General features: G+C 59.4%; 17 protein-coding genes and 1 tRNA gene. 15 read left to right on the plus strand and 3 right to left on the minus strand.

Going from position 1 to position 26,603, the window contains the following annotated elements; all coding sequences use genetic code 11:
* Positions 1-182: 182 nt before the first annotated feature.
* Positions 183-857, plus strand: coding sequence for a response regulator (locus BLR72_RS06545; RefSeq protein ID WP_091946220.1), 675 nt, complete (start codon positions 183-185; stop codon positions 855-857).
* An 18-nt stretch (positions 858-875) separates the two neighbouring features.
* On the opposite strand, the gene BLR72_RS06550 is transcribed toward BLR72_RS06545, so the two are convergent.
* On the minus strand, positions 876-2,294 hold the full coding sequence (locus BLR72_RS06550) for a sensor histidine kinase (RefSeq protein ID WP_091946223.1): 1,419 nt from the start codon (positions 2,292-2,294) through the stop codon (positions 876-878).
* A 255-nt stretch (positions 2,295-2,549) separates the two neighbouring features.
* Between BLR72_RS06550 and BLR72_RS06555 the strand changes: the two genes are divergently transcribed.
* The 4 genes from BLR72_RS06555 to BLR72_RS06570 all read left to right on the plus strand — a co-directional run bounded on the left by BLR72_RS06555 (position 2,550) and on the right by BLR72_RS06570 (position 15,656).
* A complete protein-coding gene (locus BLR72_RS06555; protein ID WP_091946226.1) occupies positions 2,550-9,833 on the plus strand; it encodes a peroxidase family protein in 7,284 nt (2,427 codons plus the stop codon).
* Between the two features lie 72 nt (positions 9,834-9,905).
* Positions 9,906-11,672: a type I secretion system permease/ATPase gene (locus BLR72_RS06560; RefSeq protein ID WP_091946228.1), complete on the plus strand. Its 1,767-nt coding sequence runs from the start codon at positions 9,906-9,908 to the stop codon at positions 11,670-11,672.
* Positions 11,669-14,275 carry a cadherin-like domain-containing protein gene (locus BLR72_RS06565; RefSeq protein ID WP_091946231.1) on the plus strand — a complete coding sequence of 869 codons (2,607 nt, stop codon included), beginning with the start codon at positions 11,669-11,671 and terminating at the stop codon, positions 14,273-14,275. The genes BLR72_RS06560 and BLR72_RS06565 overlap by 4 nt, the downstream gene beginning before the upstream one ends.
* Positions 14,276-14,312: 37 nt before the next feature.
* The gene (locus tag BLR72_RS06570; protein ID WP_091946234.1) at positions 14,313-15,656 is read left to right on the plus strand and encodes an HlyD family type I secretion periplasmic adaptor subunit; all 1,344 of its coding nucleotides are present in this window, start codon (positions 14,313-14,315) and stop codon (positions 15,654-15,656) included.
* A gap of 408 nt (positions 15,657-16,064) precedes the next feature.
* Here the strand turns inward: BLR72_RS06570 and BLR72_RS06575 are convergent.
* Positions 16,065-16,154 (minus strand) — tRNA-Ser (locus BLR72_RS06575).
* A 423-nt stretch (positions 16,155-16,577) separates the two neighbouring features.
* Here BLR72_RS06575 and BLR72_RS06585 point away from each other — a divergent pair.
* Both BLR72_RS06585 and BLR72_RS06590 read left to right on the plus strand, forming a co-directional pair.
* Positions 16,578-16,961, plus strand: coding sequence for a hypothetical protein (locus BLR72_RS06585; protein WP_091946238.1), 384 nt, complete (start codon positions 16,578-16,580; stop codon positions 16,959-16,961).
* A gap of 401 nt (positions 16,962-17,362) precedes the next feature.
* Positions 17,363-17,788, plus strand: a complete 426-nt coding sequence (locus BLR72_RS06590; protein ID WP_091946241.1) for an OsmC family protein — start codon at positions 17,363-17,365, stop codon at positions 17,786-17,788.
* A 3-nt stretch (positions 17,789-17,791) separates the two neighbouring features.
* On the opposite strand, the gene BLR72_RS06595 is transcribed toward BLR72_RS06590, so the two are convergent.
* Complete coding sequence (locus BLR72_RS06595; protein WP_091946708.1) at positions 17,792-18,334, minus strand: carboxymuconolactone decarboxylase family protein; 543 nt, start codon at positions 18,332-18,334, stop codon at positions 17,792-17,794.
* Between the two features lie 236 nt (positions 18,335-18,570).
* Here BLR72_RS06595 and BLR72_RS22790 point away from each other — a divergent pair, with 236 nt between their 5' ends.
* The 8 genes from BLR72_RS22790 (at position 18,571) to BLR72_RS06635 (ending at position 26,523) form a co-directional block, all read left to right on the plus strand.
* A complete protein-coding gene (locus BLR72_RS22790) occupies positions 18,571-19,812 on the plus strand; it encodes a septal ring lytic transglycosylase RlpA family protein (protein ID WP_091946711.1) in 1,242 nt (413 codons plus the stop codon).
* 67 nt (positions 19,813-19,879) lie between these two features.
* Positions 19,880-21,010: a D-alanyl-D-alanine carboxypeptidase family protein gene (locus BLR72_RS06605; protein WP_244506628.1), complete on the plus strand. Its 1,131-nt coding sequence runs from the start codon at positions 19,880-19,882 to the stop codon at positions 21,008-21,010.
* Between the two features lie 75 nt (positions 21,011-21,085).
* Positions 21,086-21,757 carry a dTMP kinase gene (gene tmk / locus BLR72_RS06610; RefSeq protein WP_091946244.1) on the plus strand — a complete coding sequence of 224 codons (672 nt, stop codon included), beginning with the start codon at positions 21,086-21,088 and terminating at the stop codon, positions 21,755-21,757.
* On the plus strand, positions 21,754-22,815 hold the full coding sequence (locus tag BLR72_RS06615) for a DNA polymerase III subunit delta' (protein WP_091946247.1): 1,062 nt from the start codon (positions 21,754-21,756) through the stop codon (positions 22,813-22,815). The genes tmk and BLR72_RS06615 overlap by 4 nt, the downstream gene beginning before the upstream one ends.
* A gap of 85 nt (positions 22,816-22,900) precedes the next feature.
* The gene (gene metG / locus BLR72_RS06620; RefSeq protein WP_091946250.1) at positions 22,901-24,448 is read left to right on the plus strand and encodes a methionine--tRNA ligase; all 1,548 of its coding nucleotides are present in this window, start codon (positions 22,901-22,903) and stop codon (positions 24,446-24,448) included.
* A gap of 17 nt (positions 24,449-24,465) precedes the next feature.
* Positions 24,466-25,254 (plus strand): TatD family hydrolase, encoded by a 789-nt coding sequence (locus BLR72_RS06625; protein WP_091946716.1) that lies wholly within the window; start codon positions 24,466-24,468, stop codon positions 25,252-25,254.
* A complete protein-coding gene (locus tag BLR72_RS06630) occupies positions 25,247-26,056 on the plus strand; it encodes an MBL fold metallo-hydrolase (protein ID WP_091946253.1) in 810 nt (269 codons plus the stop codon). The genes BLR72_RS06625 and BLR72_RS06630 overlap by 8 nt, the downstream gene beginning before the upstream one ends.
* Positions 26,053-26,523: a YbaK/EbsC family protein gene (locus tag BLR72_RS06635; RefSeq protein ID WP_091946255.1), complete on the plus strand. Its 471-nt coding sequence runs from the start codon at positions 26,053-26,055 to the stop codon at positions 26,521-26,523. The genes BLR72_RS06630 and BLR72_RS06635 overlap by 4 nt, the downstream gene beginning before the upstream one ends.
* Positions 26,524-26,603: the final 80 nt, after the last annotated feature.

Consider the following 26,603-nt stretch of genomic DNA (forward strand, 5'->3'; position numbering starts at 1 on the left):
CGATGATCTTATTCCTCGGTAACAAATGAAAGTTATCCATCCGGATGAACTCCGCGAACCGTTCAATGGTTGTATAAAATAAGCAATCCGATGCGTAATCCTAATTGGGTACGGGACAGAATCGAAGAACAGGCGCCTAATATCGCCTAAAGCCGCAAAGGCAAAAGGGGGGCGAAGTCACTATGGTGCCAATTTCTGTTGCGCTGGTCGATGACCATCCGCTCATGCTTGCAGGCGTCGTCAATCTCTTCGAAACCAACTCAGAATTTTCGGTTGTGGCCAAGGGCGCATCGGCCGATGACGCACTCCAGATCAGCCGGCAATTGCGTCCCGATGTCATGGTTCTCGACCTTTACATGCCGGGCAATGTCTTTGAAGTTATCAGCGAGATAGGCGCAAATCCGGGAGGCACCAAGGTTGTGGCGTTCACTGCGATGACCGGCAGCGACTATGCCGTGCGCGCGCTCCATGCCGGGGCCAAGGGCTACGTTCTCAAGGGCAGCAGCGCCGATGAACTCATTCAGGGCGTGCGTGCTGCCCACTCGGGCGAAACCTACATTACGCCGGCTTTCGCAATCAAAGTCATCGAAGCATTGCGCATCGCCTCCTTGCGCAAACGAGCTGCGGGACCGATCAAGCTCAGCATCCGTGAAGAACAGATCGTAAGCCTTCTACTCCGGGGCCGTACCAATCGTGAGATCGCGATCGGGCTCGGCATAGGCGAAAAGACGGTCAAGAACTATATGACGATCCTCATGCAGAAGCTGCATGCGCGAAACCGTCTTGAAGTGCTGATCGCCGCGCAGAAACTAGAGGTCGCCAGCCGCGACGAACGCGAGTCCGTTTCGCGTCATTAGCTGCGATGTGTTCAAGGCCTAGGCGCTGTTGCTTTCGAGCGGAACCGCGACAATAAGGCTGGTGCCTGCACCCGGTTCATGTACGATCCGCACCGTGCCGCCAAATGCCTCCACCCGGTTGCGAATTCCTTGAAGTCCGAGTGGGTGCCGTCGCCCGGCTGAAGCAATCGGCTGGTCGGGGCTCGGGCCCTTGTCGCTGACAGTGACGGTGATGACGCTGCCATCGGCGCTCACCTCCACCCGCTGTCCGCGGGCTCCAGCATGGCGATAGGCGTTGTTGAGACCTTCCTGCACGACCCGGTAGAGACATATTTTCAGCGGATGCGCGACCTTTTCCGGCAGATTCTCGTAATGTGCCGCGACAATAGACCCTGTCGCGTATTCGTGGCGTTGCGCTGCGAGCTTGAGCGCTGCTTCGATCGACAGGTTTTCAAGTTCCGGCAGCACGAGACCCGTCGAAAGTTCGCGCAGTTCACTGAGTACTTGGCTCGCGAGCCGCGATGGATCGAGTTCATCTCGCTGGTTGCCTGCGCCCGACGTTTGCCCTAAGCGCAGTATCAGCAGGCTCAAGACCTGGACGGGACCATCGTGCAGATCCGAGCCGATACGGTTGAGCAATGTTTCGTTGGACTTTGACGCGTCCATGCGCGCCTTGTCGGCGGTTCTGCGCAGTGAACGGTTCTGATCGGCAAGCGCTTGCGCGTTCTCCAATTGCGATTTCAAGGTTTCACGCTGCGTATTGATAATGCCGCTGGCGCGCCGCACGATCAGGTAAAGCAGAGCCATGATCGTCAAGGTCGTCGCCCCGACCAGTGCCCATGTGCTTCGCTGGACGCGCGATCGCTGGGCAATGAAATCCTCCGCTTCCTCGTATAGCTCTCCAACCGCGATCACATCATGGTTGCCGGGTCGGTAGATAGGTGCGTAGATTTCGATCAGCGGACGCGCCGTTTGCTCGTTGGCGATACCCTGATCGTCATGGTGCTCTTCGAGTTGAGCGACGACGGTTCCGGCGAACGCCCGTTCAATATCCTCGGATGGCAGCCGTTTTCCCATAAGTGACTTGTCTGTGCTGTAGACAACAGTTCCGTCCTTGTCCCAGATTCTGAAGCCTTCCACTCGCTTCGCAAGATCCGTGCCGATTAGAAGGTCATCAAGTTCCTTCTGCCTTTCCGGAACGACAAGCGGCCTGCCATTTTCCTCGTCGACATGGCGGGCAAGGAATCCCTCCATGTAAAGGGCCCCCGATTCTGCCCGGCTCCGCAACTGGTTGGCCGCAATCTGGGAACTCAGCCATTCTCCAAGGATCGCCATGGATCCCAAGAGGATGAGCGCGGCTACGACGAGGAATTGCGATTTTAGATCAAGGCGTTGCCAGTACCGTACGAGCTTGCCGATACCGAACCGCCCACCCTCGTGGTTGAGGTCATAGGTCATGTTGACGATAAGGCCAAAAGTCCCGAAACTCTCTTGACCAAGGTCTTTGCAATTGACCGGACCTTCCGAACTACCAAGTTCGCTCCCCCCACCACATCATCCGACTATCGAAACTCGTGTCGACGTTTTTGGTGAGTTTGTCCCGGAGATCCGGGTCTGGTCAAGAAAAACACGCCGCGGGAGGGGGATGGCGCCTGCCAAAGTGCAGTCGCGGCAACAAAACACCGCGCAAGAAAGCGGTCCAGGAGGGCAATTATGGTAACCTACATTCGTTCGGATCTCGATTTCATCCTCAAGCAGATCAAGATTGCTGAGGCGGACGCCGCATTCCGGCAAGGCATAACCACGGGCGATCCGAACAATGTTGCCAAGCCGCTCTTCGGGGAGGGAGGGTCCATACCGACCTACAACCTCGCTTGGGGCCTTCGCACCGTCGACGGAACCTACAACAACCCGCTGCACCCGGAATGGGGCGCTGCCGACAATGAGTTCCCTGAGCCGCTCGGCACGCAGTTCAAGACGATCATGGTGCCCGCAGGTCCAGGCGGAGCGCTGGTTCCGGTCTCATACAATCCCACGGTGGATAATGACGGACCCGGGACCGCTGTCGCCGGCGATGTCTTTGATCCCTATGTGCGCACGATTTCAAATTTGATCGTCGACCAGACGCTCGGCAATCCGTCGGCGATCCTGACGGCATTGCAGCGCGCCGGTATTGTTCCGGCAGCCCAGCAAATGACCGTTACGGCCCAGATCACCGCGGCTTATGAGCCGCTCAAGCCCCTGTTCAATGCTGTCGGCACGGCCGAACGTCTGAACGCTGAGGCGCAGGCTGCCGCATCTGCGAGCCCAGGCAACCAGGCCCTGCAGGACGCTGCCGCAGAAACCGCCGCCGACCTTGCAGCCGCGCAAGCTGCACTTGAGGTAGCGGACGATGCGCTCATGACGCTCCTCGACGCCAATGGCGTCGAACTCGACGGCGTCAACATCGTCATCACCAACGCTGCGCCCGATGAGGGACTGTCGGCGCCGTTCAATTCCTGGTTCACGCTCTTCGGCCAGTTCTTCGATCATGGCCTCGACCTTGTCGCCAAGGGCGGCAACGGCACCGTGTTCATTCCCCTGATGGAAGACGATCCGCTTTTCGTCCAGCCGACGCCCGAGAATCCGAACCCGCCGAACTTCATGGTGCTGACCCGCGCAACGCTCGCCGGTCCTGGCAATGACGGCGTCATGGGTACTGCCGACGATACCGATCGCCCGGTGAACACCACCACCTCTTTCGTCGACCAGAACCAGACCTACACTTCCCATCCGTCGCATCAGGTCTTCCTCAGAGCTTATGAGTTCAACGCGGCCGGCGACCCGGTCTCGACGGGCAAACTCATCGAAGGCGGCAATGGCGGCATGGCCACCTGGGCCGATCTGAAGGCTCAGGCGGCTTCGATGCTTGGCATTCAACTTCTTGATGTCAATGTCGGCAACGTTCCCTTGCTGGCCACAGATCCCTATGGCGAGTTCATTCGGGGCCCCAATGGCTTTCCGCAGATAGTGACATCGGCTGGTCTGATCGAGGGCAATCCTGCCGCCAACGGCGGGCTCGGCGTCCTTGTCGACGATCCAAACCATGTACCCCCCTATACAGCGATCCGGACCGGTCATGCTTTCCTTGCCGACATTGCCCACAATGCGGTGCCTGACGGGCTCGCTGACGGCGACATCGAGATCGGATTGAACAATCCCGGATTCGATCCGGGTGACTACGACAACGAACTTTTGGACGCGCACTACGTCGCCGGCGACGGCCGCGCCAATGAAAATATCGGTTTGACCGCCGTTCACCACGTTTTCCATTCCGAGCACAACCGCCTCGTCGAACACACCAAGGAAGTCGTTCTTGCTGATGCCAATGCGATGCTGGACGATGGCGCGTCGCAGGCCGAGGCCGTTGCATTCCTCAATGAATGGCTTGTCAACGATGTCACGTCGGTTCCCGCAACAGCGACGGGCTTGATCTGGGATGGCGAACGGCTGTTCCAAGCCGCCAAATTCGGCACCGAGATGCAATATCAGCACCTCGTCTTTGAAGAATTTGCCCGCAAGATCCAGCCAAACATCAACGTGTTCCTGGTGCCGGATGGCTATGACGTCACGATCGATCCGTCCATCGTCGCCGAGTTTGCGCATGTGGTCTATCGGTTCGGCCACTCGATGCTGACGGAATCCATCGATCGCTTCGATCCCAACTTCAATCCGGATCATATCGGCCTTATCGAGGGCTTCCTCAACCCGCTGCAGTTCGAAAACAACGGCGGCGACACCACGGTCGATGCCAATGTCTCGGCAGGCGCAATCGTTCGCGGAATGACGCGTCAGGCGGGCAACGAGATCGACGAGTTCGTCACGAGTGCATTGCGCAACAACCTCCTCGGCCTCCCGCTCGATCTGGCAACCATCAACCTGGCACGTGGCCGTGATACAGGTGTTCCTTCGCTTAACGCCGCCCGCGCGCAGTTTTATGCGGCAACCAACCAGGATGTGTTGCTCAAGCCTTATGCGAGCTGGGTGGATTTCGCCGGGCACCTGAAGCATGAAGCGTCCATCATCAACTTCATCGCTGCCTACGGCACCCATTCGCTGATCACCTCGCAGGCAACGCTGGAAGGTAAACGCGACGCCGCGCTGACGATCATCTCGGGCGTTTCCGTCGACGGATTGGTCGTACCCGCAGACCGCCTCGCATTCCTGAATGCCACCGGAGCTTACGCAGCAAATCAGCCGGGAAGCACGCTCGGCGGTCTCAACAACGTCGATCTGTGGATCGGCGGTCTTGCCGAAGCGATCATGCCTTTCGGCGGCATGCTTGGTTCCACGTTCAACTTCGTCTTCGAGATGCAGATGGAAAAACTGCAGAACGGCGACCGGTTCTACTATCTGCAACGCCTCGACGGCCTGCATTTGTTCGGCGAGATGGAGAACAATTCGTTCGCCGCAATGATCATGCGCAATACCGATGCAACGCATCTTCCATCGGACGTGTTCTCGACGCCCGGCCTTATCCTTGAAGTCGACCAAACACGGCAGTTCAACGACCTGAATGGTGATGGCACGCTCGTATCCGACGACCCGCTGGGTGATGGGATCCTCACACAGCTCGTTATCCGGGATGATCCGGGAACAGCGGCCGTGGAGACGAACTACCTGCGCTATACCGGCGGCGACCACGTCGTCATGGGTGGTACTGACGGCGCCGACACGATAATTGCGGGTATCGGTGACGATACGCTCTTCGGTGACGGCGGCAACGACCGGCTCGAAGGTGGTTTCGGCAACGATATCATCAATGGCGGCGATGGCGACGACATCATCCTCGACAGCGGCGGCGACGACAATATCAAGGCGGGCAAGGGTAACGACGTCGTGCACGCCGGGCCGGGCCTCGACCTTGTCATGGGCAATGACGGGCAGGACTTCATCTTCCTCGGTACCGACATGGGCTCGGAGGTCTTTGCCGGCACCGGGGACGACTTCATCTACGGCAATAAGAACGCCGAACGCATTCTTGGCAATGAGGGCAATGACTGGATAGAGACAGGGACTTTCGACGGCGCCCCAGGCGACAACTTCGACGAAATCTTCTCGCACGATGAGATCAACGGACACGACGTGTTCCTCGGCGATGGTGGCTTTGACGAGTTCATCGGCGAAGGCGGCAATGAAATCTTCGTCGGAAGCGCCGGTCGCGGCAAGATGGTCGGCATGTCCGGCTTCGATTGGGCCACGTACAAGGACAATCCGAATTTCGTGAACGCGGATCTGTCGATCCCGATCGTATTCGACGAAGCGCCTACGCTGCCTCAGAATGCCGCGCTCGATGAATACGAGTCGGTCGAAGGCCTCTCCGGTACACGGTTCAACGACGTCCTGACCGGCACGAACATACTCGCCGCGGAACGGCTTCCCGCTCTCCAGGGGGGTACCGAAGGCTATCAGGGCAGCGCGCTCGACGCCGAAGGCATCGCGCTGATCAGGGGTTTGCAAGAACTGCTGGGTGCTGGCGTTACCGAATACAGCGCCGGCGACATTATACTCGGCGGCGATGGCAGCGACCGCCTAACCGGCCAGGCCGGCGATGACATCATCGACGGCGACAGTTGGCTCGACGTGCAGATCGGTGTCTTCGCGCCCGGCGATACGGAGCACACCGGCACGCCCATCGCGCTGCACAACAGCATGACGACGCTCGCTGCGAGCATGTTCAACGGGACGATCAACCCGGGCCAGCTTGGCATCGTGCGGACGATCAGGAACAGCACGACACAGGAAGCGCTCGGCGAGACAACCGATAGCGACGGCGTTGCCGATATCGACCGCGCGGTGTTCTCCGGTGCACGGGCCGAGTACGACATTACCTTCAATCCCAATGGCACCGTCACGGTGGCCCATACCGGCGGTCTGGCGACCGACGGCACGGACACGATCCGCAATGTGGAGGTCCTGGACTTCATCGATCAGGATATCTCGTTGCTGGCGCCGACGCTCGATCTCAATGGCGACGTCACTACCACGACGACCGCAATCGCTGCGCAGGCCTATCGTGATGAGTTCGAAACTCCTGCTCATAACAACAGCAACGGCAGCGTGGCCTGGGGGGCGACCCCATGGGTGGAAGCCAACGATACGACTACCGGGAATGTGGTCACCGGTGGCCAGATCCAGCTCGACAACGGCACCAACGAGTTGCGCTTCACTGCCGGCGACGGTGCGCAGATTACCCGTACCGTCAACCTCGGCGGCGTGACGACGGCGACACTGTCTTTCAGCTACGATCGGAATAATGGCACCAGCACCATTGATGCAGGCGAATCCGTACAGGTCCAATACTCGGCTAGCGGGTCCTTTGCCCCAGGAAGCTTCACTGTCCTGACGACGATTGACCAAAACTCTGGAGGAGCTGACGGGGCTGACACGTTCAGCACCAACTTAAATCTCACGGGGGCTGGCCCGAACTCGGCGATCCGATTTGTTACCACTGCTATCAGCGCTGGCGAGTATGTTCTGATCAACAACTTCAACATCGCAACATCGACGACCACCACTACGGTCACTCCAGGTAGCCCCGGCAACAACTACGTCACCAGCTATGCGGAGAATGGGCCCGCTGTTGCGATCGCAGTTGGCGCTCGGATCACCGATGACGGCGCGACCATGGCTTCGGCCCGTGTTGTTCTGACCAATGCCAGCGCAGGCGACGTCCTGTCGGTGCTGGGCGGATTACCGGCTGGCATCACCTCGTCGCTTGATAACAGCATCTCCGGGCAGATCACTTTGAACTTGACCGGAAACGCCTCGCTCGCCGCCTATCAGGCAGCCATCCAGCAGGTGCGGTACTCCAACAATTCGGAAAACCCGGCAGTTGGCGCACGCACCCTGCAGGTCACTGTCAATGACGGCCTGCTCAACAGCGCGGTGGCCACGACGACGGTAAATGTTACGGCCACCAACGATGCCCCAGTCGCCAATAACGACACGGTCATCACCAATGTGGCGGCGAACACCGTGTTCTCCGTCTCCCAGGCCGCTCTGCTCGCCAACGATAGCGATCCGGAAGGTTCCCCTGTCACCATCACGGCAGCGGGCGGCGCCACCGGCCTGGCAACTGGCCCCACATTGGGAGCGGGCATCATCAGCCTCTCGGACAATGCCACCGCCGGCGGCACCTTCACCTATACCGGCAGCGACGGTGCACTGACCGACGGGGCCACGGTGACGATCACCCGCGTTACCACGGCCGGCATCACCGGCACTGCAGGAAATGACATCATCGTCGGCAACAATACTGCCAACACGATCACCGGCGGTGCTGGCTCTGACCACATCAATGCCGGGGACGGCGGCGACACGGTGAGCGGCGGTACCGGAAGCGACATCATTCTCGCTGGCACCGGCAACGATACGATTATCTGGAACGCCAATGCGGCGGGCGATACCGATGGCTTCGACATGGTCAACGGCGAAGAGGGTGCAACCGATACCTTCGTGATCAACGGGCGGGCTACCGCTGCCGAAACCTTCATCATCTACGCCCGGGCAGCGGCCATAGCGGCCGGTATCCAGGTGACCGGTGGCGATAGTGAGATCATCATTACCCGCACGGCCGCGGGTGTGACGACGATCATTGCCGAGCTCGACAATATCGAAGAGATCACTGTCAACACGCTCAATACGACATTAAACAACGGCAACAATCCGAACGCGCCGGATGGAGGGGTGAGCGCAGGCGACACGATCCAGGTCATTGGCAATTTCAACTCGCCGTTCACCAGCCTGAATTTCAGCACGATCACCATTGATGGCAATGCCGGTGACGATACGGTCGACATCTCAGCCCTCTCGTCGGCACATCGCATCGTTTTCCGCTCCAACGGCGGCAACGATACGATCATCGGCAATCTGCGCCCGCAGGACGTGATCGAGCTTCCGGACGGAAAGACAGTCGCCGACTATGCGACGACGATCGAAAATGGCGTCACTACCCTGACGAGCAGTGAACAGACGATTACGTTTACCGCCCCCGATGGCATGCCGCAGATCGGCGCCCCGATCGACGATGAAGAAGAAGTACCGACACCACCTGCAGCTCCGGCAACCGGCGCACCGATCATCGGCACTGCCGACGGCGACGTCCTGAACGGAACGGCAAACGGCGAAACGATCCTTGCACGGGCTGGCAACGACGTGGCCATGGGCGGGGCCGGTGCCGATATCATCCGCGGCGATGAAGGCGATGACTTCGTCATGGGCGAGGGGGGCAACGATATGATCTTTGCCGGCTCCGGCAACGACGATGCCCTTGGCGGTGAAGGCAACGACATGCTCTACGGCGATGCCGGAAACGATCGTCTATTCGGCGATGCCGGCAATGACCTGATCGACGCCGGCGCCGGCAACGACACGGCATATGGCGGTGAAGGCAACGACATGTTCGTGGCAGCAGCGGGTGACGGCGACGACACCTACTACGGCGATGCCGGTGTCGATACGCTCGACATGGCGGCGATCACCGCGAACCTGACTGTGGAGCTGGGCTCGGGCTTCATGGGCCGCGGCAGCGCGTCAAGCAGCCAATCCGGTTCGGATACGCTGTGGAACGTCGAAAACATCGTGACCGGCTCGGGTGCGGACAAGATCACCGCGAGCAGTGCCGTCAACATCATCGACGGCGGTGCAGGGAACGATACATTCCGCTTCCTCTCCGAGGCGGATGCGGATGGCGACACGATCGTCGGGTTCCAGACCGGCGACAAGATCGATGTCAGCGGTATCGACGCCAACAGTGGAACGAGTGGAAACCAGGCATTCACGCTTGTTTCCGCGGCGACACTCAGCGGCCCGGCGCAACTGATTGTCACGCATGAAACACGTGCGGATGGTGACTATACCGTGGTCCAAGGCAGCGTCGACGGTGACGCCAGCGCGGAACTGCGGCTCAGCATCAAGGGCAATCACAACCTCACCAGCTCGGATTTCAATCTGTAGTCCGGGCGGGCGACGGGCCGGAGGCATAGCGGGCCCGTCGCCTCATTCAAATAAGAAAAGTGGGGAAAAACAATGCGTTCCAAGCCAGCTTTAACGGGGATGAAGCGTAAGAATGCCGAGAAACTAACAGAGGGTTTTCGCGGCATCTTCGCGTTTCTGTTCACAACCTCGGGGATCATCAATATCCTTGCCCTGACCGGCTCGTTCTACATGTTGCAGATCTACGACCGGGCATTGACCAGCGGCAGCGTCCCGACGCTGCTCGCACTGTCGGCCTTGGCGATCGGCCTTTACCTGTTCCAGGGTCTGTTCGACATTATCCGCTCGCAGGTGCTGGTGCGGGTCGGAGCGCGTCTCGATGCGAAGATCGCGCCGCTCGCGCATCAGGTGGCCATCGACATGCCGCGTTTCGGCTTTTCGACCGCGGAGGCGCTCGAACGCGGCCGCGACGTCGACACGGTTCGCAGTTTCCTTGGCAGCCAGGGCCCGGTGGCACTGTTCGACCTGCCGTGGATGCCGCTTTATCTTATCTTCGTCTATATGCTGCATCCCTATCTCGGGGCGCTGACCTTCGGTGGCGCCTTCGTCCTTTCGGTGCTGACGGTGATCACCGAACTGATGACGCGACGGCTGGCAAGTTCGACGCACCAATCGGCGATTGCCCGGAATGCCATTGCCGATTCCAACGCGCGCAATGCCGAGATCCTGAAAGCAATGGGCTTTGCCGGGCGGGCGGTCAGCCGCTTTAACGCGGCAAACCAGGAGCATCTGCAATTGCAGACGCGCACGAACGACATCAGCGGCACCTTTGGCGCGGTCTCGCGCGTTCTCCGCATGGTCCTGCAGTCGGCCGTCCTCGGCCTTGGCGCCTGGCTGACCATTCAGGGCGAACTTTCGGCCGGCGCAATCATCGCCGCCTCTGTGGCTTCGGCCCGGGCGCTTGCCCCGGTCGATCTTGCCATCGGCAACTGGAAGGGTCTTGTTGCGGCCCGCAATGCGTTCAACCGCCTGAAGGAAACCGTCGTTGCGCTCGCGGGCAACGAGGCGCCGATGCAATTGCCGGCGCCGACGGCATCGCTGAAGGTCGAGAAGATCACCATAGCTGCGCCCGGTTCCGGCCGCGTGCTTCTGAGCGAGGTCAGCTTCGAGATCAAGGCGGGGCAGGCGCTCGGAATAATCGGCCCAAGCGGCGGCGGCAAGACGACGCTGGCGCGTGCGCTGACCGGCATCTGGCCGGCGCTGCGCGGCAGCGTGCGGCTCGATGATGCCGACCTTACACAGTGGTCGGACGACAATCTCGGCCAGTATATCGGCTACCTACCGCAGGACGTGGCGCTGCTCGATGCAACGGTCGAGGAAAACATTGCCCGGCTCGAAGAGGATGCCGATGCCCGCGCCATCGTCGAGGCGGCGCAGATCACCGGGATCCATGAAATGATCGTGCGCATGCCCGACGGCTATCGCACGGCGCTCGGGCCGCAAGGCGCCTCGCTTTCCGGCGGACAGCGCCAGCGCATTGGCCTCGCTCGGGCGCTCTACAAGAACCCATTCCTGGTCGTTATGGACGAGCCCAATTCCAACCTCGACGGTGAGGGCGAAATGGCCCTGACCGAAACGATCAAGGCGATCAGGGCGCGCGGCGGCATTGCCGTCGTCATCGCCCACCGGCCGAGCGCGCTCGCCGCCGTCGATCTGGTTGCCGTCATTCAGAACGGCAAGATGGTGGCTTTCGGCCCGAAGGAAGAGATTCTCAAATCAGCTGCCCCGGCGGACCCGGGCAACCGTCAGGCACCGGCAGCGCAGAATGCGCCGCGCGTCACATCGAGGGTACTGGCATGATCATCGAGGCAAAAGGCACCAAGACCAACCCATCCGAGAATGAAAACCCGCATGAGCGCTATGTGCTGAAGAACGCGGACAGGCGCTCCCATGCGCCCCTGTTCTTTACCGTATTCCTGACCGGGCTTGCGGTTTATCTGAAGAGCGCTTTTCCGCGGCTCGGCGACTATGCCGACAATAGCGAGGAAAGACCGCCGGCGTCGGCTGGCGCGGCCGGAACGTCTGCTCCGGAGCAGGTTATGGCGCGCGGGCCCGAACTTGTGGTCGATAACGAATATCCGGAGGAGATGAAGCACAGCGGCTCGGGCGAGGCACTGGTATCGGCGCGGCGGGGGAGCGCTTTTGAGCTCGCCGATACACCGCCCATCAGCCTCCAGGACTTGAACCTGCCGAGTTCGGCGCTGCTGCGCCAGTTCGGCGGCATTTCGGTATCATTCCAGGCTGCCAACGACAACGCCTGGATGGCACAGCCGGCTCGCGGGATCGCCTCCGGCAGCGTCGGTGGAAGCGGCGGACGGTGGTATGAGGACCTGCCTCCACAAGCTTCAGGCGGCGAGGATGACGAACCAGAACACGACCCACAAACCGATTCCGAATACGGCGACGACGGGAACGCCAAGCCGGTAAACCGGGCGCCGCGCACCAGCGGTCCCGTCACGCTCTACGACGTCTATGGCTGTGCGGGGGCGCTGATCGGCCTTGCCGATCTCCTGCGCGGGGCCGCCGATCCCGATGGGGATCCGCTCTCGATCCGCAATTTGACGATCTCATCAGGGACGCTGACGCAAGCCGGCAATGGCTGGAACTTTGCCGCGAGCGGACTTGGTCCGGTCACGCTCACTTACGAGATCACCGACGGCAATCTTTCGGTGTGGCAAACTGCGCAATTCTCGGTGCTGCGCAATCTGCCGATCTTCGGCACCCCCGGCGACGATATTCTTGTCGGCGGTGACTGTGCCGACGACATTGACGCGCGCGCGGGCAACGACCTCATCGATGCACGGGGTGGTAACGACACCGTCAATGGCGGCGATGGCGACGACCACATCGTTGCCGGAAGCGGCAATGACATCGTTATGGCGGGTGCGGGCGCCGATATCGTGCTTGGCGGCCTTGGCGATGACACGATCTGGGGTGGGGCCGGGAATGACCGACTCTATGGTGAGGATGGTCGCGATACAATTTTTGGCGAAGAGGGCGACGACACGATCAGTGGCGGCGATGGCGACGACCTCATGTTCGGCGGCTTGGGCAACGACAACATTACGGGGGATTTGGGAAATGACCGCATCAATGGTGATGATGGCAATGACATTCTTGACGGCGGCCTCGGCAACGACATTGTCTTGGGCAATGCGGGGCTCGACACCATCCGCGGCGGTGAGGGCAACGATCTCCTCGGCGGCGGCGCCGATGCCGACAGCGTCCGCGGCGAGGCGGGCAGCGACACGATCATAGGCGATGCGGACGGAGCCGACGACAGCTATGACGGCGGTGAAGGCGAGGACACGCTCGACTATTCGGCAGTAACGGGCTCTATCGAGGTGGATCTTGCAGAAGGCGCAGCCTCGGGCGGCGAGATCGGCAATGACGCAATCAGCAATATCGAGGCTGTCAAGGGCGGTGGCGGCGACGATACGATAGGCGGCAGTGCCAATGACGACACGCTTTCCGGCGGCGGCGGACATGACCGGCTTGCCGGGTCTGCCGGCGCAGACGAGGTCAGCGGCGATGCCGGCAATGATGTCATCATCGGCGATACCGATGCAGCGGACGATCGTTATGATGGTGGCAGCGGTATCGATACGCTCGACTATTCTGCGGCAATCATGGCGGTCGCCATCGATCTTGCAGCAGGAAACGCCACCGGCGCCGAGATCGGCACCGATACGATCAGTAACTTCGAAACAATCAGTGCCGGGGCGGGCGACGATACCTTTGCCGGCAGCGATGGCGAGGAGACGCTTCTGGGCAATGCCGGCAACGACACGCTTGCCGATGGCGGGGGCACAGACCGGGTTGACGGCGGACATGGGGATGATCACGTCGTCGCAGCGGCCGATGCAGCCGACGATACCTATGCCGGAGGCGAGGGTACCGATACGCTGGACTACTCGGCATCGGCACAGGCTGTGCTCGTCAACCTCGAAACCGGCGAGGCGACCGGGTTTGACATCGGTCATGACGCGATCAGCGGCTTCGAGACGGTGCACGGCGGGAGTGGCGATGACCGAATGATCATCGGGCCCGAGGCTATGATCCTGCGCGGCGGCGATGGCAACGACACCTTCCAGTTCCACATACCCGAAGGTAGCTCGAGCGCCGAGGTAATTCATAACATTATCGATTTCATGGTCGGCGACCGCATCGAGACGTCGAACTACGAGATCTTCGAAGACGTGATCGACGGGCTCGAGGATCGCTTTGAAGATATCTATGGCGAGACGGCCGGGGACGAGCCCTTGCCGATCAAGATCAGGCACGAGGGCACGGGCGAACTCGCGCAGACATTGATCGAGGTCGACATGAACCGCGACGAGCACTTCGAGATGACAATCAACTTGAGCGGCCATCACGTGCTGATGATCGTCGAAAATCCATAAAAAAGCACGGCAACACAAGAGAACCGGGGGCAGGCAGATGCTGGGAAGAAAGAACAAAAAGACCAATCGAAACGGTGCACTATCGGCCGTAGCGCCAGACCAGACGTTCCCGATAGGATCGCGGGTCTTTGCTGGCACACTGTTTGGCCTGCTGCTGTTTGCGGGAGCTGGCGGCTGGGCGGCAACGGCGCAGTTGACCGGCGCCATCATTGCACCGGGGCAGGTCAAGGTCGATCGCAACATGAAATCGGTGCAGCACCGCGATGGCGGCATCATCAGCGAGATCGCCGTCAAGGAGGGCGATTTCGTCACCAAGGGCCAGGTGATGCTGCGCCTCGACGATGCCGAGACGCGGGCGGAATTGTCGATCGTGCGCACACAGCTCATCGAGCTCACGGCTCGTCAGGTCAGGCTCATGGCCGAACGCGACAATCTCGATGCCATCATCCTTTCCCCTGAACTCTCGAGCCGGCTCGAAGAACACCACCATATCTTCTTCGGTGAGAACCGCCTGTTCGAAGGCAATCGCCAAAATCGCAAGAGCCAGAAGGAACAGCTGGAACTCGGGATCGATCAGCTGGGCCAGGAGGTGACCGGCCTTGAGGCGCAGCGGGATTCCAAGACCGATGAAATTGCCCTGGTCAAGATCGAGCACGACAAGATCAAGGGCCTCACGGACAAGCGGCTGATCGAAACCTCGCGCAAATATGTCATCGACCGCGAGATGGCTAAGCTCGTCGGCGAAAAGGGTGAGGTCGAAGCCAGCATTGCCCGCGCCAAGGCCAAGATGAGCGAAATCCAGATCCAGATCATCGCCATCGACGAGACCGCGCGTACCGAAGCGCAGCGCGAACTTTCCTCGATCGAGCCAAAGCTTTCCGAACTGCGCGAGCGCCGCATTGCCATCGAGGACCGTCTGGCGCGCACGGACATTCGCGCGCCGCTATCGGGCACCGTCAATGAGCTTGCCGTCCACACGATTGGAGGTGTCATCACCCCGGCGGAAAAGCTGGTGACGCTGGTGCCCGCCGACGCCGCATTGAAGATCGAGGCAAAGCTGGCGCCGACCGATATCGATCAGGTATTTGTCGGCCAACCGGCGAAACTGCGCTTTTCCGCCTTCAATCAGCGCACGACGCCCGAACTCTTCGGCAGCATTGCCTATGTCTCGGCGGCGACGAGCACCGATCCGGCAACCGGCCAGGTCTATTATCTTGCCGACGTCATCGTTCCTGCGGATGAACTGGAAAAGCTCGGTGACGGGAAGCTGCTGCCCGGCATGCCGGTCGAGGTCTTCGTTTCGACAGAAGAGCGCACGGCGCTGTCATTTCTTGCCAAGCCGCTCGCCGATCAGTTCAGCCGCGCGTTCAAAGAGCAGTGAGGGTTTCGCATTTTCAAGCAAGGTATTATCGCCATGTATTGATGTTTAAGCTTCGCTTGTAGCGATCAGTTTTGTCCTGCCCATGACGCATGCCGGGGTATTCCGCCGCCGTCCTGTGGATTGCTCGTGACACACCCGCTCAACGCCAATGCGAGGAACGCAACAATATAAAGTCGCATCGCCGCCTCCTGAAGTTTTGGATGATACGAGAATAAGCTCAAAAATCAGGAATGGTATGTGATCGCCTTCACCTTTGCTTGAGCGGAGGGTGATCTGGTTGGGGCCGCTACCCTTAAAGCTTAAGAGCGACGGAGTGGGATAGGCGATCGGCTCCAGCATTGCTCCCTGCGAGCCGACACGCGTATCGGTGGATTATATTGTTAAATAAATGGCTTAGATCGGATGCTATGGCGGAAGAGGTGAGATTCGAACTCACGGTACGGTTCCCCGCACGACGGTTTTCAAGACCGTTGCCTTAAACCACTCGGCCACTCTTCCAAACCATTGGAAACATTCGGTGGTCGCATTTTTAGCCGTTGATTGCTAGTGCCGTTTGCTACCGAATGCTATTCGGAGGCCTTTATAGCCTTTCGAATTGCGGCGTCAACCTGCTCGGCTGCGTCGGCGTGTATTCCTGGCATTACGTGTGAATAAAGCTCGAGTGCAATCCCGATACTCAGAACTCCGAGGCGTTTGCTCGCAATTATTGCCGTCAGTTGGATTTCGACAAACTGGCACAGCTTCGAGAGCCCAAGCTCTTTCAACCGTTTCTACCGAACGCATTCAGTTCCCGTAATGCGGGCCCCAATGCGTTCGGTATGGACGCATTGCGCGCCTAGCCTTCTATGGACAGTCTTCCCATGCCCTACTATGCTCATCATCAATTTTAAGCGCTACATTTTTTCATTAGGAGATTTTTCGATGGGGGCTATCACACTATATCATTGGGTTATTGCCATTCACATGTTGCTTTTCATAATCCTTATTGCGGTCGCCCTCCTGTTGCTCATCATATCGGCTGTCAAAGGCAAAGACGCGAAGCAAAAGCATATCAAGGCTGCCAGCAAAGCCGAAATGTCCGACACGGCCCTAAGATATGGGCCCCAGGGTTATCAAACGGTTGTTGCACACGGGAACATCATGGTTCTGACCAGGAAACACCCCGTCAATTGGGGGCTTTGCATCCTTCTGGCGTTTATTCTGCAAGTTCTTCCCATCATAGGTCCGATTATTCTATTTTACCTGTTGCTCACCAGCCTAGGAAAATTCCTCACAATCATCATAGAAGCGCCTGAAAACGTCTAAGATGCAAGGCGCCATTGATGTGGTTTTCCGATCCGGTCGCATTGCACGGTGCATTACTCACAGTCCGCTCATTTAAATTATTCAGGGTATACCGGAACGGCGAAATTGCTCGAGACTTCGATTGTTTATCGTGGCGAGCATTTAGGTCCCCGAAGTTCAGGCTCTTGAGCACAGCTTCAAGGCTCGCATTATGGCCTTGTGAACCGAAGATTTGGACCGGCACCTCGTTCTGTGCTCCGTCTCAGGCCTTGAATATTGAAATCCAAGCTGCGTAACGCTCATGGGTTAAACCTCCGAAAATCTTCAGCGAGTAGTCCGCTGGTAAAACCGGCCCTAGACTTGTCCCACAGCGTGCCTTCAAAGTAGAGGAAGCGCAACGGTAGCATAGTGGGAAGCCGCAAATGTCAGAACTCAAGATCCGCACCAGGGCCGTTGGAGCCACGGCAGTGCTCAAGGGCAAGGAACTGCCGGTTATAACGTCCGAGACAGGCGGCGAAATCAACATCGTCACCTCCGTCTCGCAGCCGGGGTTCAATCCCCTCGATCTCCTTTATGCGTCACTCTCGGCTTGCATTGCGCTCAGCGCTCGGATTGCGGCAAACAAGCTCGGTGTCGCGGAAAAGCTTGCGGGAGTGCGCGTCCATGTAACGGGCGAAAAGGCGCATGACGAGCCATCCCGTGTTGCGTCGTTTAACATCGACATAGAGATTGATGGCGATCTCGACCCCGGCACGCGGCGGCAGATCGTCGAAAAAGCCGAGGAAATCTGCACTGTTTCCAACACGCTGCGTGGCGACGCGCAATTCGTAACGACCCTTCGCGACTGATCTTCAGGAGGCCGCGCTATCGCCGGCTGCGGCGTAGCGCGCAAGCTCGGGATCGAGATCCACATTGACGACATTGGTGAAAATGGTCGTCGCAATCATGATCCCCGCAAAGGCGACGAGGTTGACGAGCGTGGCTTCATCGTAGCTGGCAGCGAGCTTGTTCCACAATTCGTCCGCTACGGCATTGGAGTTTACGACAATGGCCCTTCCGAAATCGATCAGCGCTGCTTCTCGGGCCGTCGGCACCACGGCTTCCAACTCCAATCCGGACTCGATCAAGGCCCGGCGAAAAAAGGTGGCGGGAACGCGCGCCTTGCTCGCTTCGGAAATCGCCAGCGACAGGAGCCAGATTTCCCGGTCGCTCAAGGCCGGCCGCAGCAAATCGCGCAACGTGAACCACTCGGCATAAATGCGGTGGGCGACCGGAGAATGTAGCATGATGCGCTTCATGTTGGTCATCCGCCCGCGCAATTGCAGCTCACGGTCGTGTTCGGCGCGTGTTTCGGGGGAAGCGGCGGCATAGTCGATTGCAGATATGCGGCTCATGGAAATATCCATATTTTTGATAGGCTTGCCGCACTATAGGGCCTGTTAATGGCCTATCAACCTATCAGTGGCAATTTCATATTGGTGCATCCCGGATGGGCGTCGGGGTTTGCGTCAACGTTCTGATCTGCTATCGATACATTACCATTCCTGGGGACGGCCCGCGCGGCCGGTGGTCAACATTGTCAAAAGCCAAAGCTTTTCAAGTTGTGGGGGTTGTTGCCGTGGGCGCTCTGATGACCGCCTGTGCTTCCCCTAAAGTGACAGTCGCACGCAAGCAGCACCCCAAGGAATATTTTGCCGAATCCGCCTATGGCGTGAAGGCGAGCCCGCGGGTCGTCACGGATCTGCGCCACATTCCGCGCGGCGGCGGCCGTAATCTTGTCGGCCAGCCCTACAAGGTTGCCGGCAAGTGGTACTATCCCAAGGAAGAGCCGGGTTATCGGCGCCAGGGCAAGGCGTCCTGGTATGGCTCTGCGTTTCATGGCCGCCTGACCGCCAATGGCGAAATTTACGACACGACCCGGCTGACGGCGGCGCACCCGACGATGCCGCTGCCCAGCTATGCGCGCGTCACCAACCTTTCCAATGGCAGTTCTGTCATCGTCCGCGTCAATGATCGCGGACCCTATCATTCCGACCGCCTCATCGATCTTTCGCAGAAGGCCGCGATGGTGCTGGACTACCACGACACAGGTACCGCTAGCGTCAAGGTCGAATATGTTGGCCGTGCACCGCTCGAAGGCAATGATGACAACTTCCTCATGGCTTCATATCACGCGCCTGGTGTCGATCCTTACGGCCAGCCGGCATCCGGGGTGATGATTGCCATGAACGGCGGCACGCCGACGCGGCGCGCGCCGATGCCGATACCCGGCATGCAGCCGCAACAGCCCGCCGGCATCCAGGTGGCGAGCCTTGGCAATCAGGCATTTTCGCTTGAGCAACAGGCGGCGCGGATCGACGGGGGCCAGCCGCAGCCTGTGCCGATGGCGGCAGCCATGAACTTCAGTATCGATATCGACCCGGTCTTGCCCTTGGTTGGGCCCTATATCGACGACAAGCCGACGATCCTTATCGGCTCGCTGAAGGGCGGCAAGGCGGCATCGCCATTCGTCAGTTCCTATGCCAGTGAGCGTATTGAAAGCGCCAATGCGCCGATCGAGGCGACTACAGGCATTCTCTCCTCGTCGGCGATTTCCACTTCATGGAAGAGCATGAACGGGAAGGTCGAAAGCGGATCAACCGGCGAATATGTCGAGATCGGCCTGTTTGCCAGCAAGAGCGAGGCCGGACGGATGGTCGCGGCCCTTTCGGCGTTCGGCAAAGTCGAGATGGCCGAAGTCGCCAGCCCTGAAGGGCGCAGGATAGAGCTTATTGCCCGTGCCGATTCCGGGAAGAATACCGACCGGTTGCTCAAGGCCGCCTGGGCCGCGGGGGCAGGTGATGCATTTGTCGTTCGCGATGACGGGAATTGATTGCCGACGCCTGGTTGTCGCGTTGAAAGCGCCCATCCGTTCTATTGTCCTTGGCATTGCAGTGGTAATGCTCTCAGGCTTCGCGGCCGATGCGCAGGAGCAGCTTTTTGACACCAAGGCCAAGCAGGCGTTGATGGTCGAAGACCAGACCGGCACGGTGCTCTATACCAAAATGCCGGAGACTCTCATCGAGCCTGCAGCGCTCGCCAAACTGATGACGATGGAAGTCGTATTCCATGAGTTGCAGGCCGGGAGGATCAACCTTTCGACGCAGTATACGGTCAGCGAACACGCCTGGCGCACGGGTGGTGCACCATCGGGTGGGTCAACCATGTTCGCCAAGCTCAAATCGGCGGTCAGCGTCGGCGATCTCATACAGGGCGTTATCGTTCAGTCGGCCAATGATGGCTGCATTATCCTTGCCGAAGGCATTGCCGGCTCGGAGGAAAAATTCGCCGAAATGATGAATGCGCGGGCGAAGGAACTGGGGCTCAACAGCTCCACCTTCGTCAACTCCACGGGATTGCCGGATCCGAAGCAGCGCGTTTCGCTGACTGACCTCGTCGCGCTTGCCCGCCATATAAAGCGCAGCTATCCCGAATTCTATCACACCTATGCGCAGGACAATTTTACCTGGAACAATATCTTCCAGCGCAATCGCAACCCGCTGCTCCGCCTTGATATTGGTGCGGACGGCATGGGCACCGGCTACACCGAACAGTCGGGATACGGCATTGTTGGCGCCACGGAGCACGGCGGCCGGCGTTATATCGTGGCCTTGAGCGGGCTTGCCAGCGACAAGGAGCGGGCCGAAGAGGCAAAGCGCATCTTCGAGTGGGCCTATCAGGCGTTCGAGGAAATCGATATCTTTGCTGCGGGCGAAACGATCGGGGAAGCGAGTGTCTTTGGCGGCACGAAGTCCAGCGTACCGCTGAAAGCAACCGAAAAAATCAGCCTGCTGGTCCCCGTGGCCAATCGCGACCGGCTGAAAGCGCATGTTGTCTACAAGGGACCACTCGTCGCGCCCATAAAGGCGGGGGAAGAGGCGGGCGTGTTGCGGATCTGGATTGGCGACGAGCTTGTCCAGGAAACGCCCGTGTTCACGGCCGAGGCCGTGGAGACCGGCGATCTGAAGAAGCGCAGCATTGATGCGATGCTGGAGCTGACCACGGGCTGGACGAGGCAACTCAAGTTCTGAACACGCCTCGACCTTTTAATTTGCGGGCGCTAGAACCATCTTTAAAATGACTCTGCATCGAAAGACGGCGGCGGCGTGCAAGGACTATTCATTACATTCGAAGGCGGCGAGGGCGCTGGCAAATCAACGCAGATTGCGCGGCTGGCCGAACATCTGCGCGCAGGCGGCGATGACGTGCTGGCGACGCGCGAGCCCGGCGGCTCACCCGGCGCCGAGGCACTGCGTCACGTCATCTTGAGCGGTGCGGCGGAGCCATTCGGGCCCGCGATGGAAGCGCTGCTTTTCGCTGCGGCCCGCAATGATCATGTGGAGCAGGTCATGCGCCCGGCGCTCCGGTCGGGCCGGATGGTGCTCTGCGACCGCTATATCGACTCGAGCCGGGTCTATCAGGGAGTGACGGGCGACCTCGACCCTGATCTCATGCAGGCCATCGAGAAGGTGGCAATCAACGGGCTGGTGCCGGATCTTACGATCATTCTCGACCTGCCGGCGGAGGTCGGTCTCCAGCGCGCCAATGCGCGACGCGGCGAGGGCACCGCCGACCGCTTCGAGAAGGAAACGGTCGAAATGCATACCAAGCGGCGCGATGCCTATCTCGCAATTGCCGATGCCGAACCCGAGCGTTGCAAGGTGATCGCCGGCGACCGGCCGGCAGGCGAGATTGCGCGCCAGATCGCCGAGCTTGTCGACGACCTCAAGGCAAGCCGTGGCATGAAAGCTGTCCGGACTGCCGAGGTGGCGCGATGACCGACGCGATCCTCGACGTTCCGGCTACCCATGACACAATCGACGGTGTCCCGTCGCCCTCAGCCAATCCTGCCCTGTTCGGACACGAGGTGATCAGATCGTTTCTGGCACAGGCCTATCAATCCGGCCATATGCACCATGCTCTTCTCCTGGAGGGGCCGCAGGGCGTCGGCAAAGCGACTCTTGCATTCCATCTTGCCGGGCACATGCTCAGCAATCCGCAAGCTCACGCTGCGCCGCCGGCACTTGCCGAGCCGGATTTCACGGTTGCGCCTTACCGGCAGATTGCGAGCGGCACGCACCTTGCGCTCTTGCATATCACGCGGCCGGTCGATGCAAAGACGGGTAAGTTCAAGACCGGCATCACCATCGACGAGATCAGAAGGGTCACGCATTTCCTCAACCGGACATCGCATGACGGTTCCTGGCGCATTGTCATTGTCGATCCCGCAGACGACATGAACCGCAATGCCGCCAACGCTTTATTGAAGACGCTTGAAGAGCCGCCACAGCGAACGCTCTTCGTTCTGATATCGCATTCATCCGGCCGTCTCCTGCCGACGATCCGATCGCGCTGCCAGTCGCTGCGATTTGAGCCGCTGGAGCGGAACGATCTGATATCGGCGCTAAGCGCAATCAAGCTCGATTCCGCGCAAGCCGGCGATATCGAGGCGCTCGTCGCGCAAGCCGATGGCAGCGTGCGCAAGGCGGCGTTGCTTCTGGCGTTCGGCGGCCTTGAAATTGCCGAGGCCGTGGAAGGCGTTCTCGCCAAGGCAGTATTCGATGTGCCAAAGGCGCATGCGCTGGCCTCGGCGCTATCGGCCCGCGAAGCTGAAATCCAGTACGATCTCTTTCTGGAAGGTCTCTTCGACCGGATCGCGCTCAAGGCACGTCTGGCGGCAGAGCAGGGCGATACCGCAAGGGCAAGCAGGTGGTCCAACCTCTGGAACGAGATGCAGAACGAGGCGAGGGATGCCGCCGCCTACAATCTCGACCGCAAGCAGACTGTACTGATCTTCCTCGAGCGAATTCATCGCGCTCTTGCAGACGCCAGATAGGGCTTTGGTGGTCTGGCAATCGCGCCGGACATGAGTTATGTCAAAGCCTCCCAAGCTTCCGAGACAAAGACGAAATCAGGTCAGCATGAGCCGCGAAAAATTCTATATAACTACTGCCATTTCCTACCCGAACGGGAGCCCGCATATCGGCCATGCCTATGAGCTGATTGCGACGGACGCGATTGCCCGTTTCAATCGCCACGATGGCAAGGATGTTCTCTTCCTCAGCGGCACCGACGAACATGGCATCAAGATGCTGCAGACGGCACGCAAGGAGGGGATTTCCCCGCGCGAACTCGCCGATAGAAATGCAAAGCTTTTCCGTGACATGGGTACGCTTCTTAATGCTTCCTATGATGATTTTATTCGCACCACCGAAGAGCGGCATTACGCTTCATCGCAGGCGATCTGGAAGAAGATGGTTAAGGCGGGGGACATCTACAAGGATTCCTATGCCGGCTGGTATTCCGTGCGCGACGAAGCCTATTATCAGGAAGAAGAGACGGAAGTGCGTGCGGACGATGTGCGCTATGGCCCGCAGGGAACGCCTGTCGAGTGGCTGGAGGAAGAGAGTTATTTCTTCCGCCTGTCCGCCTATCAGGATCGCCTGCTTCAGCTTTATGCCGACAATCCTGGTTTTATCGGACCGGAGGAACGCCGCAACGAGGTGATTTCCTTCGTCAAGTCGGGATTGAAGGACCTGTCGGTCTCGCGCACCACCTTCGATTGGGGAATCCCCGTTCCTGGCGACGAAAAGCACGTCATGTATGTGTGGGTTGATGCACTCACCAACTACATTACTGCGGCCGGCTACCCGGACACGAATGCCGAGCGCTGGCGCTTTTGGCCGGCGGACGTTCATGTCATCGGCAAGGACATCATTCGTTTCCACGCCGTTTACTGGCCCGCGTTTCTGCTTTCTGCCGGAATCGAGCTGCCGAAACGGGTCTATGGACACGGCTTCGTCTTCAACCGCGGCGAGAAGATGTCGAAATCGGTCGGCAATGTCATCGATCCGATCTCGCTCGTCGAACATTATGGGCTCGACCAGCTGCGCTATTTCCTCCTGCGCGAAATCCCGTTCGGACAGGACGGCAATTACAGCCATGAGGCCATCGTCAACCGGACCAATGCCGACCTTGCCAACGATCTCGGCAATCTCGCGCAGCGTTCGCTGTCGATGATCACGAAGAATTGCGGCGCCAAGGTGCCGCAGCCCGGGGCGTTCAACGATGCGGATCAGGCGATCCTCAACCAGGCGTTGACAGCCCTCGACACGGCGCGAAAGGCAGTGTCTACGCAGGCGCTGCATCTCGCGCTTGGCGCAATCTTCGCTGTCGTGGCTGAGGCAAACCGCTACTTCGCCGGGCAGGAGCCGTGGGCGCTCAAGAAGACCGATCCGGCGCGCATGGAAACAGTTCTCTTTGTGACAGCCGAAGTCATCCGCCGCGTCGGCATTCTCTGTCTGCCGTTTATTCCAGGGTCCGCAGCCAAGTTGCTCGACATCCTGGCGATCCCGTTCGACAAGCGCAACTTCGCCGATCTGACTGGCGGCGAGCTCGTTCCGGGAGCTGACTTGCCGGCACCGCAGCCGATCTTTCCGCGTTACGTCGAAGCCGACAAAGAAGCCTGAGCGGACAGCGAATGACGATGCTTGTCGACAGTCACTGCCATCTCGACTTTGCCGATTTCGAGGAAGAACGGGATGCCATCGTCCAGCGGGCGCTTGATCACGGTATCAAGCGTCTGGTGACGATCGGAACGCGTGTCCGGCGCTTCGACACGATCCTTGCCATCGCCGAACGCTATGACAGTGTCTATGCTTCGGTTGGCACGCATCCGAACAACGCGCATGAGGAACTCGATGTAACAGCCGACGAGCTGATCCGTTTGGCAGAGCATCCGAAGTTGGTGGCGATCGGCGAAGCGGGGCTCGACTACCATTATGACTACGCGCCACCGCAAGCGCAGGCGCAGGGACTGCGCACGCACATTCAAGCGGCGCGCGTCACACAGCTTCCACTGGTCATCCACGCGCGCAACGCCGATGACCATATGATTTCGATCCTCAAGGAAGAATCGGGGAAGGGGACCTTCCCTTTCATCCTGCACTGCTTTTCCTCTGGCGCAGAACTCGCCAAGGTCGGCGTCGATCTCGGCGGATATGTTTCCTTCTCGGGTATCCTTACCTTCAAGAATTCGCCCGAGATACGTGACATTGCCCGCAATGTCCCGCGTGATCGCCTGCTGGTTGAGACCGACGCGCCCTATCTTGCGCCAGTGCCGCATCGCGGCAAGCGCAACGAGCCGAGTTTCGTGCGCCATACGGCTGCTGTCCTTGCGGATACCATCGGCGTAAGCGAGGAAGAGATCGCTCGCCTCACGACTGAAAACGTGTTCCGGCTTTTCACCAAGATGCCAAGGCCCGCCGATGCCTGACCGCTTGCGCTTCACGATTCTCGGCTGTGGCTCTTCGCCGGGCGTGCCGCGCATTAATGGCGACTGGGGCAAATGCGATCCGGGCAATCCGAAGAACCGTCGCCGCCGCGCCTCGATGCTGGTCCAGCGCATTGCCGAAAATGGCGGTGTCACCACCGTTATCATCGACACCGGCCCGGATTTCCGCTCGCAGATGATCGATTTCGGTTCGGGCAAACTCGACGCCGTCGTCTATACGCATCCTCACGCCGACCATATTCACGGGCTTGACGACCTGCGCACCTTTGTCATCGATCGCCGCGATCTGTTCGATATCTATGCGGATGCGCCAACCCTGAAGAGGCTCTATGACGCCTTTGGATATTGCTTCAAGACACCCGAAGGATCGAGCTATCCGCCGATATTGCGGCCGCACGAGATTATCCATGACGAGAGTTTCGCGATCGAAGGTGCGGGCGGAGCGATACGCTTCCTGCCATTGCCGCAGATCCATGGAGACATTGTTTCGCTCGGCTTTCGCGTTGCCGATGTTGCCTATTGCTCCGACGTGAGCGCCTTTCCTGCGGCGACGGCCTCTGCCTTGGCTGGCCTCGATACGCTGGTGATCGACGCTCTGCAGTACCGGACGCATCCAAGCCATTTTTCTTTAGAAGAATCAATTGAATGGATCGATAAGCTCAAGCCGCGTCGAGCAATCCTGACCCACATGCATGTGCCGCTCGACTACGAGACGGTCATGCGCGAAACGCCCGATCATGTCGAACCCGCGTTCGATGGACTGACATTTGAGGTCAACCTATGAGCAAGAGCGTCGAACGTGTTCGCCAGGCAGCCCACGCCGCCGGCTTCGATATCGAGATTCGCGAGATGCCGGATTCGACCCATACGGCCGAAGACGCGGCTGTGCAATGCGGCGTGACCGTCGGCCAGATCGTCAAGTCGCTCATCTTTCAAGGCGCTGAGACCGCGAAGCTATATCTGTTTCTGGTGTCCGGTCTGCGGCAACTCGATCTCGGCAAGGCCGCGCGTTTGACGGGCGAAGCATTGCACCGTGCCGACCCGAAGCACGTGCGCAAGGAAACCGGCTTTGCCATTGGTGGCGTTGCGCCCATCGGCCATCTCATCGACATAGCGGCTTATGCCGACGAGCATTTGATGCAGTACGATGTTGTCTGGGCGGCGGCAGGCGGCACCAATTTTGTGTTTCCCAGCGATCCCAAAGCCTTGGTAAGGGCTGCAAAGGCCCAAATTACGGATATTGCCGGCTGATTGTATCTGTATGTTAGTTCCATAATCTATCTTATGTGACTTTTTTATTTAGGATGGCACATTCTATTTTCAATTGCGAC

Source organism: Phyllobacterium sp. YR620 (assembly GCF_900104165.1).
GTDB classification, from domain to species: Bacteria; Pseudomonadota; Alphaproteobacteria; order Rhizobiales; family Rhizobiaceae; genus Phyllobacterium; species Phyllobacterium pellucidum.